We start from the raw sequence: 8,089 nt of genomic DNA on the forward strand, positions 1-8,089 counted from the left end.
TATTTTTCACTTAACCAAAACAGCATTGTAAATTGTCTACAAACCCCAACATATATAATAGAGCCGTTTTAAACTGGATTCTTAAATGTTTAAAGCCCCAGCATAAAAAGACGCTACAGGCTAGATGCCTATAGCGTCTCTACAAAACAGATATTAACCTTCAAGAAGAAGGGTTTCTGGATCTTCAAGCTTTTGCTTAATGCTTACAAGGAAGCGTACAGCTTCACTTCCGTCTACAATCCGGTGATCATAGGAAAGCGCAAGATACATCATTGGGCGATTTTCCATACGATCCTTATCAATAGCCACTGGACGCCATTGGATAGAATGCATCCCAAGGATACCCACTTGTGGGGCATTTAAAATTGGTGTAGACAGTAAGGATCCGAAAGTCCCTCCATTAGTGATCGTAAACGTTCCACCAGATAGATCACTTAAAGTGAGTTTGCCGTCACGCGCTTTTTTAGCAAGGTTGCCGATTTCACTTTCAATACCAGCAAAACCAAGACGATCCGCATCGCGCACAACAGGAACAACAAGACCTTCATCAGTAGAAACCGCAATACCGATGTCATAGAATTTTTTCACAAGTAACTCAGTGCCTTGAATTTCAGCATTAAGAAGTGGAAATTCTTTTAATGCGCCAACAACCGCCTTAGTAAAGAAAGACATAAATCCAAGCTTTACGTCATGCTTTTCAAGGAAAGAGTCTTTACGGCGCTTACGCAAATCCATGATCGCTGTCATATCAACTTCATTAAAAGTTGTCAACATCGCAGCCGTATGTTGTACGTCCACTAGACGATTTGCGATCGTTTGACGACGGCGTGACATTTTAATGCGCTCAACTGGTTTTGCTGGATTTTCATCTACAGATTTAGCAGCAGGCTTCTCAGCTGCTTTTGGAGCAGGCTGCGCCGCACGTTTGACATCATCGCCATGAATACGTCCTAGAGGATCATTGGTAGATACGTCTTTTAAATCTACGCCTAACTCACGCGCAAGCTTTCTGACAGCTGGAGATGCCACATAACGCTCACCATTAGCAGAAGACACTTCTTCTTTTTCAGGTACAGGCGTTGATTCTGCTACAGCTTTATTATCATCTGCCTTTGGTTCGGCTGATGGGGCTGCTGGAGCAGCTCCTGCCTCGGCATTTGGATCAAGAACAGCGATAATCTCACCGACTTCAACGGTATCGCCTTCTTCTTTTTTGAGTTCAGTGAGAACCCCTTCATCTTCAGCACTAATTTGCACGTTGACCTTATCTGTTTCTAGCTCGACAATGTCGTCACCTTTATTTACTTTATCCCCAACGTTTTTTAGCCATTTAGCGATTGTTCCCTCTGTAATGGATTCGGCTAATTCTGGTACTTTTACATCAACCATGATACGCCCTCCTCTAAAGACATTAATTTAAGTTAAAAGCTGCCGATGCAATACTTTCTTGTTCGATTTTATGAACGCCTGGTTCACCTACAGCAGTACTTGCTGCTTCAGGACGACCGACATAGTTCACATTAACACGTTTAGGAACAAGTGCACGCAATCGGGGTTCGATGAACATCCAGGCGCCCATATTCTTTGGTTCCTCTTGTACCCATACGAGTTCTTTAACATTTTTAAACTTCTTAATAATTTCCTTCAACTCTTGTTCTGGGAATGGATATAACTGTTCTACTCGAACAAGTTGAATTTTTTCTAATGTATTGTGATCTACTGACTCCGCTTTGCCTGTGAGATCGAGGCTTATTCTCCCCGAACTTAACACAATCCGTTCAACATTATCAGGATTGTCACTGAAAGCGGGTTGTTCAATGACTTCTTGGAAATGCCCATTTGTAAAGGCGCTCGCCTCTGAAGCCACGATTTGATTACGCAATAAACTCTTCGGTGTCATTAGCACAAGTGGGCGAATGCCTTCTTTTCCTAACATTGCCGCTTGACGACGTAAGAGATGGAAATACTGTGCGGCACTCGTTAAATTGGCCACCGTCCAGTTTCCTTCCGCAGCAAGCTGGAGATAGCGTTCAAGACGCGCACTAGAATGTTCAGCCCCTTGTCCCTCATAGCCATGTGGAAGTAACATAACTAAGCCGGACTTTTGTCCCCATTTTGCACGACCAGCAGAAATAAATTGATCAAAAATGGGCTGCGCTACGTTGGCAAAATCACCATACTGTGCTTCCCAGAGGACAAGTGTTTCTTCTGAAAATACATTGTAGCCGTATTCATATCCAAGCACTGCCGTTTCAGACAATGGACTATTAAAAATTGCAAATGAAGCCTTAGCCTGAGGTAACACATGTAAAGGTGAGAAGGTTTTCCCATCTTTTTCATCGTGCAACATCAAGTGACGGTGAGCAAACGTTCCGCGCTGTGCATCTTGCCCTGTGAACCGGATAGGTGTGCCCTCACTGAGTATAGTAGCAAAAGCGAGTGTTTCAGCATGACCCCAATCCACTTTGCCCCCTTCTTCAAGAGCATCCTTACGACGTGAAAGAATTCTATCAAGTTTTTTATAAACATTAAACCCTTCAGGCCATTTTAAAAGATTAGTGTTAATTTCTTTTAATTGCTCTAGGCTAACTGAAGTATTGACCGTTGGCCAGTTAGCGATGATAGTTTCAGCAGGAAACTTTGGTTCAACTTCATGATTGCCATTTTCCTTAATCTCATCGTAAATCGATTGAAGATTCTCTTGAACATTTTGTTCAAATTGACGGGCATCATCAGCAGTAATCACACCAGCATCTTCTAATTGCTTAGCGTATAATGCTCTCACCGTATCGTGAGCATGAACAAGTTCATAGAGTTTAGGCTGAGTAACTGAAGGATCATCCATTTCATTGTGACCAAACCGACGATAGCCAATAAGGTCGATCAAGAAATCCTTGCCATACTTTTCACGATATTCAAATGCAAGATTTGCCGCCGCTAAGCACGCCTCAGGATCATCTGCATTAACGTGAACGATAGGAATTTCATAACCCTTTGCAAGATCACTCGCATAACGCGTTGATCGTCCATCATTGCTTTCAGTCGTAAACCCAATGAGGTTGTTAGCAATAATATGAACCGTACCTCCGGTTGTAAATCCTGGAAGACGACTTAAGTTCAATGTTTCGGCAACAACACCCTCACCTGGAAAAGCAGCATCACCATGAACCATAATTGTGAAGGCTTTCGAAAAATCTTGATAAGGATTTCCCGCTTGCCCACGATCCTCTTGTGCTGCTCGGGCATAACCTTCAACAACAGGATCAACGACTTCAAGGTGACTTGGATTGTTAGCTAAGGTGATACGCGTTTTAACCGTTTCGCCTTCTTTAACCTCCCAATGACCGCCGAGGTGATATTTAACATCGCCAGCCCAACCCTCATTGATATAGTCATCATCATTAATTGTCGTATGCGCAAATTCGGCAAGAATTCTTTTATACGGCTTGTTGAGAACATGGGCCAATACATTTAAGCGACCTCTATGAGCCATCCCGATAATGGCATTTTCAACGCCATTTTTTACCCCTGCTTTGACAATTTGCTCAAGCATAGGAACAAGCGTATCAACACCCTCAATTGAAAAACGCTTTTGTCCGACAAAAGTTTTGTGTAAAAAGGTTTCAAACCCTTCAACATCGGTTAAACGCTTGAGAAGTTCAATACGTTCTTCGTGGGTTAAGTTCGGGTGAATTGCACCTGATTCGATTTTTTCATTAAGCCATTGATGTTCTTCTACATCATGGATATGACCAAATTCATAAGTTAAAGATTGAGTATAAATGGTCTTTAAATGATTCACCACATCTAAGGCATTGTGCACACCTTTAGGTGGGTTTTTAAGAATGACTTGAGCAGGTATCTCTATGAGATCGTTCTCGTTCAAACCATAAGTTTCAGGTTCTAACATGCGTGTATCTTTGTCCACACCATTAATAGCGTGTATATTAGCTGCTAAGTGACCGTACACCCGAATATTATCTGCGAGTTTAGCCGCTGCCACAACTTTTTCCATATCCACTGAACTTAATCCTGCTACAGTGGTATCAGAAGAGGAATTGACATCCCCAGAAGGTGGTGCTCCCCATTGGTCAAAAAGGTCTTTTAACTCTGGATCCACAGCACTTGCATCCGTGCGATAGATATCATATTGTTCTTGAATATAGCCTAGGTTAGGCCCGTAAAGTTCCTGCCATGGCGTATGACTGCCATTATTCTCCGTTGCCATGAGTGACACTCCTAACTTTTATTTTCCGAAGTATCTATAAATATTAGTACAATAAAATAAAACGATAACCAGTTTCTTTTTCTAAAAAAACGGCTGGTCTCTAGGTATAGGTTCAAAAAGGAGGACAGCCCTCAGACTTTTTTGAACTACCTCTTTAAAAATTAAAGCATCCCCCTAAGCAATCTCTCCTTTTCCGATCGAAATTAATCTCCCTAGCCATTTTAGTACAACAGACCAGCATCCTCAAGTTTCTTTTTCATTTCATCACTGTTTTTAACAAAAAATTATTTTGCTTTTCAAACTGGCCACCATTCAAAGTTGGGAATTTTTATACCTTCACAATAATTTCCCTACCCCACTATTAATAGCACAACACCATGCCCTAGCCAAGAAGAATGCCCTAGAAAAACCAAATTTATTATACTCTTTTCTTCCAAGCTAAAAACGTCAATATAAAGAGAGAGAATTCCGATAATTAGATCAAATTATTAAAAGATTTTCCCCTTATTCATCTGCCTTTTTTCTATACTTTTTCACAAGGGAAGTAGGTTTAGGGTGTGAATGCATGTGCATCATTATGTAAGTATCACTAGGGCAAACTCTTTTAAACTGAATAAACCGCTAGCACTATGGCTAACGGTCTAGAATGTTAGTCGTCTTGCGATTACAATTCTTGATGATAGCGATCTGAGGCTCTTCGCATGAGAATAAAAAATCCTATGGAAATGACGATCAGTAAAACACTTGCTCCCATCAGAATCTCTGACTTTATCAATGTTTTACCCTCAAATGGTATTAGAGACCCCATATACAAAAAAGCAGCTAAATATAAAAAAATAAAACTAAAGCGTTTATAATCGATTATTTTAGTTTTGAGTTTTTGCATCTGGTTTTGATTCACACCTCAAACCTCCCCGTCTCATTTTATCATGAGACGGGGAGGTAAAGGACTTGTAATTGTTGTTAACACGGTGGAGTTTTTCCAGTCTCTCCCCTTTAAGTGACAACCTACTCTGCGAAAACCTGACGCCACTCCTCTTTGGCTGCCAACATTTTTCTTGCTATTTCTTTTGCACCTTCTAAACTATGGTTTGCAGCCCAACCACATTGTACTGGATTACAAGCGGGAACTTCATCTGCCGTAAGTACATCATTGAGTGTCTTTTCAATCGCTTCAAGCGCTTCATCATAACTCTCATTATTTAAAATTGAAAAGTAAAAACCCGTTTGACAGCCCATAGGACCGATGTCAATGACACCCTCGATATGATTGCGAATATTTTCTGCCATCAAATGCTCGATAGAATGTAATCCCGGCATTTCCATGTGCTCTTTATTCGGTTGGCAAAACCGAATATCATATTTGTAAATTTTGTCTCCGTGGCTTCCTTCAGTAATTCCCACTAACCGTACATAAGGGGCCTTTACTTTGGTGTGATCGAGATTGAAACTTTCAACATTCATTTTTTTGGTCATTTTTATTTCAACTCCTCTAACATTGATAATATGAGTTTGCCAGAATTTGTTGCCGCTGTCTCTAAAAATTCATCAAAAGAGACACTGGCATCTTTCCCAGCAATATCTGATAGTGATCGAATAATAACAAATGGCACATGAAATTGGTAACTCACTTGAGCAATCGCTGCAGCTTCCATCTCACCGCATTGGAGCTCAGGGAATATCTGTTTTATCACCTTTACACGATCGAGATCAGACATAAAGGAATCCCCCGTGGCAATCAATCCTTCCACGACCCTAGCATCAATCATATTTTTTGCTGAATTCACGGCCACTTCCCTTAAATGTTTGTCCGCTTTAAAGGTTGCTGGCATCCCTGGAACTTGACCATAGGCATAATCAAAGGCAGTGACGTCAACATCATGATGAACAATTTCCGTTGAAATAACGATATCCCCTACATTAAGCTGCTCATTAAAACCACCTGCTGATCCCGTATTAATAATCACCTCTGGTTCGAATGCATTGATGAGAAGTGTAGTTGCCATGGCAGCATTAACCTTGCCAATACCAGATTTTAATACAATGACTTGGTGCCCTTTCAATTCTCCTGAATAAAAAAGACAACCAGCTTTCTCGTGCTCTTCTATTCCTTTAATTGAAGACTTAAGCAGTGCGACCTCTTCATCCATGGCTCCAATGATTCCAATTTTCATAGACCTAACTCCTTGTAACTGTATTATTCTCTTTCCACATTTTATGGATTATAACACTTATCCATAGATTCGTTACTATTTTATCATTAATAGACCATAAGCGCGAAGTCTACAGGTCCTCTCCCAGGACCATAATTTTGATACACTTATATGAGAAAAATCGGGCGAAATGCATGCCCGGTCCTCATTCAGTTGGGCATTAAAAAGCTTTTTTACCAAAATGCTTCTTCAGTACCAAAAGTGGATTGGAGCGGAGATCCACATCGTCCTGATGATCAGAATTATGCTTATTCTTAAAAAAGCCAAGTGCTGTTTTGCACTTAGCTTCGTTTTCCACCTTTTATTCAACTCTCTACTCTGGATCAACACTTATAGGCTTCCAGCCCTTGTCTTTTACCCACTGTAGAATCACATCATAAATCTTACCCGTTTGCTTATCCTTAACCTTTCCTAAGGATTTATCAGGTGCGCCTCCATTCCCTAACCAAATGAGTGTCATATCCTCTTCGGATATACCTGTTGCATAGGATAAAGCCTTCACTCTCTCATTCCAATCAACTGAGCCTTCATCATAATTAGTTTGGTGCGGTTCACTTTGTGTCGTCCCGATGGGTTTCCATGGTCCTTTTGGCCCACCGCCTGAATCCTCATTGCTTTGGTCATCCGAATCCGTTGCCGATGATCCATCATCGGGATTTTGCGAGGCATCATTGGGCACAACATTCTCAGAATCATCTTGGCTCTCCGTTCCCTTAGCTTCTGAATCTGATTTTGCTTTATCTTGTGTATCATCTGATTTCGCTTCATGCGATTTATTATTAGTGGATGTTGTCGATGCCTCAGTATCAGGAGAGTGAAGAATGTTAAAAAGCAGATAACCTCCTATGAGCACGATAAGAACAACCACTATTCCAATGGCCCAATTTAAAAAGCGGTCAAATCCTTTATTTTTTCTCCGCTCGCTGCGTGAAGCATAGGAATCATTTTTTTTGGGCATTTAAAATCCCCCTCTAAGTACATCTTTTTTGATAACCCATCTATTAGATTGTACCATCAATAAACAATTCGTAGTATAAAAAGTTATCTTGTCCGATCGCCAAAAAATATTTTTTAATTCGAATAAAAACAGGACCTGTCGAATAGAGTTTAAGCATAACTATTTTTTTGTCACTTTAACACTTGTTTTGCGAACAAGGAGGGATTAAGAGAGAACTGTCTAATAGTGTTATATATGTTTTTAATGGCGTCAAGCAAATTTTAAAGTGTCTTTAACAAAAATGACGCAAAACATTATTACTCAAGCATAGAGAGAGATTCTAAGCACAGTTCAAATGAATAAACGTTCTATCTTCGACTATTTGAACATCCTCTATGGCTCATAATGATCTGAAAAAGGAGTGCTGTATCATGAAAAAAATCCAATTTAATAGAGAACTTTCTCGGCTCGAAACCTTTGACACGTTTGGCTATAACAAGGAGTCCAAAGAACTCAAGATTTTCTTTGATGATGGTCATACAGAGCATTTTTCCAATATCTCAGAAGCCACCATTTTTAACTTTTTAGTTTCCGAGGATAAAGAGAACTTTTTACATAAAAATATTAGAAAACTTGGCTTATCGCCGAAACTTAATAGCGAAAGCCTTAGTTGCACTTATAAGGTCCTCCGCTAAATTATATATTCTGACG

Annotated in this window: 7 protein-coding genes; 1 reads left to right on the forward strand and 6 read right to left on the reverse strand. The window is 40.3% G+C overall.

The features are described from left to right. Window positions 1–153: 153 nt before the first annotated feature. The 6 genes from odhB to IEV91_RS21225 form a co-directional block, all read right to left on the reverse strand. The gene (gene odhB, locus IEV91_RS21200) at window positions 154–1,389 is read right to left on the reverse strand and encodes a 2-oxoglutarate dehydrogenase complex dihydrolipoyllysine-residue succinyltransferase (RefSeq protein WP_188499416.1); all 1,236 of its coding nucleotides are present in this window, start codon (window positions 1,387–1,389) and stop codon (window positions 154–156) included. Between the two features lie 22 nt (window positions 1,390–1,411). Then, on the reverse strand, window positions 1,412–4,228 hold the full coding sequence (locus tag IEV91_RS21205; RefSeq protein ID WP_188499417.1) for a 2-oxoglutarate dehydrogenase E1 component: 2,817 nt from the start codon (window positions 4,226–4,228) through the stop codon (window positions 1,412–1,414). A 664-nt stretch (window positions 4,229–4,892) separates the two neighbouring features. Continuing rightward, on the reverse strand, window positions 4,893–5,129 hold the full coding sequence (locus IEV91_RS21210; protein WP_188499418.1) for a YrhC family protein: 237 nt from the start codon (window positions 5,127–5,129) through the stop codon (window positions 4,893–4,895). A 107-nt stretch (window positions 5,130–5,236) separates the two neighbouring features. Next, a complete protein-coding gene (locus IEV91_RS21215) occupies window positions 5,237–5,704 on the reverse strand; it encodes an S-ribosylhomocysteine lyase (RefSeq protein ID WP_188499419.1) in 468 nt (155 codons plus the stop codon). A gap of 2 nt (window positions 5,705–5,706) precedes the next feature. Next, window positions 5,707–6,402: a 5'-methylthioadenosine/adenosylhomocysteine nucleosidase gene (locus IEV91_RS21220; protein WP_188499420.1), complete on the reverse strand. Its 696-nt coding sequence runs from the start codon at window positions 6,400–6,402 to the stop codon at window positions 5,707–5,709. A 352-nt stretch (window positions 6,403–6,754) separates the two neighbouring features. Then, window positions 6,755–7,399, reverse strand: a complete 645-nt coding sequence (locus tag IEV91_RS21225) for a YrrS family protein (protein ID WP_188499421.1) — start codon at window positions 7,397–7,399, stop codon at window positions 6,755–6,757. A 410-nt stretch (window positions 7,400–7,809) separates the two neighbouring features. On the opposite strand from IEV91_RS21225, the gene IEV91_RS21230 reads away from it, so the two are divergent. Next, window positions 7,810–8,073 (forward strand): KTSC domain-containing protein, encoded by a 264-nt coding sequence (locus tag IEV91_RS21230; RefSeq protein WP_188499422.1) that lies wholly within the window; start codon window positions 7,810–7,812, stop codon window positions 8,071–8,073. Window positions 8,074–8,089 lie beyond the last annotated feature (16 nt).

This window comes from Pullulanibacillus pueri, from assembly GCF_014639255.1.
Classification (GTDB): Bacteria; Bacillota; Bacilli; order Bacillales; family Sporolactobacillaceae; genus Pullulanibacillus; species Pullulanibacillus pueri.

Coding starts and splice junctions, on each gene's coding strand:
- IEV91_RS21205 (WP_188499417.1), bottom strand. CDS start 4,228: ATGGCAACGGAGAATAATGGCAGTCATACGCCATGGCAGGAACTTTAC.
- IEV91_RS21225 (WP_188499421.1), bottom strand. CDS start 7,399: ATGCCCAAAAAAAATGATTCCTATGCTTCACGCAGCGAGCGGAGAAAA.
- odhB (WP_188499416.1), bottom strand. CDS start 1,389: ATGGTTGATGTAAAAGTACCAGAATTAGCCGAATCCATTACAGAGGGA.
- IEV91_RS21215 (WP_188499419.1), bottom strand. CDS start 5,704: ATGACCAAAAAAATGAATGTTGAAAGTTTCAATCTCGATCACACCAAA.
- IEV91_RS21220 (WP_188499420.1), bottom strand. CDS start 6,402: ATGAAAATTGGAATCATTGGAGCCATGGATGAAGAGGTCGCACTGCTT.
- IEV91_RS21230 (WP_188499422.1), top strand. CDS start 7,810: ATGAAAAAAATCCAATTTAATAGAGAACTTTCTCGGCTCGAAACCTTT.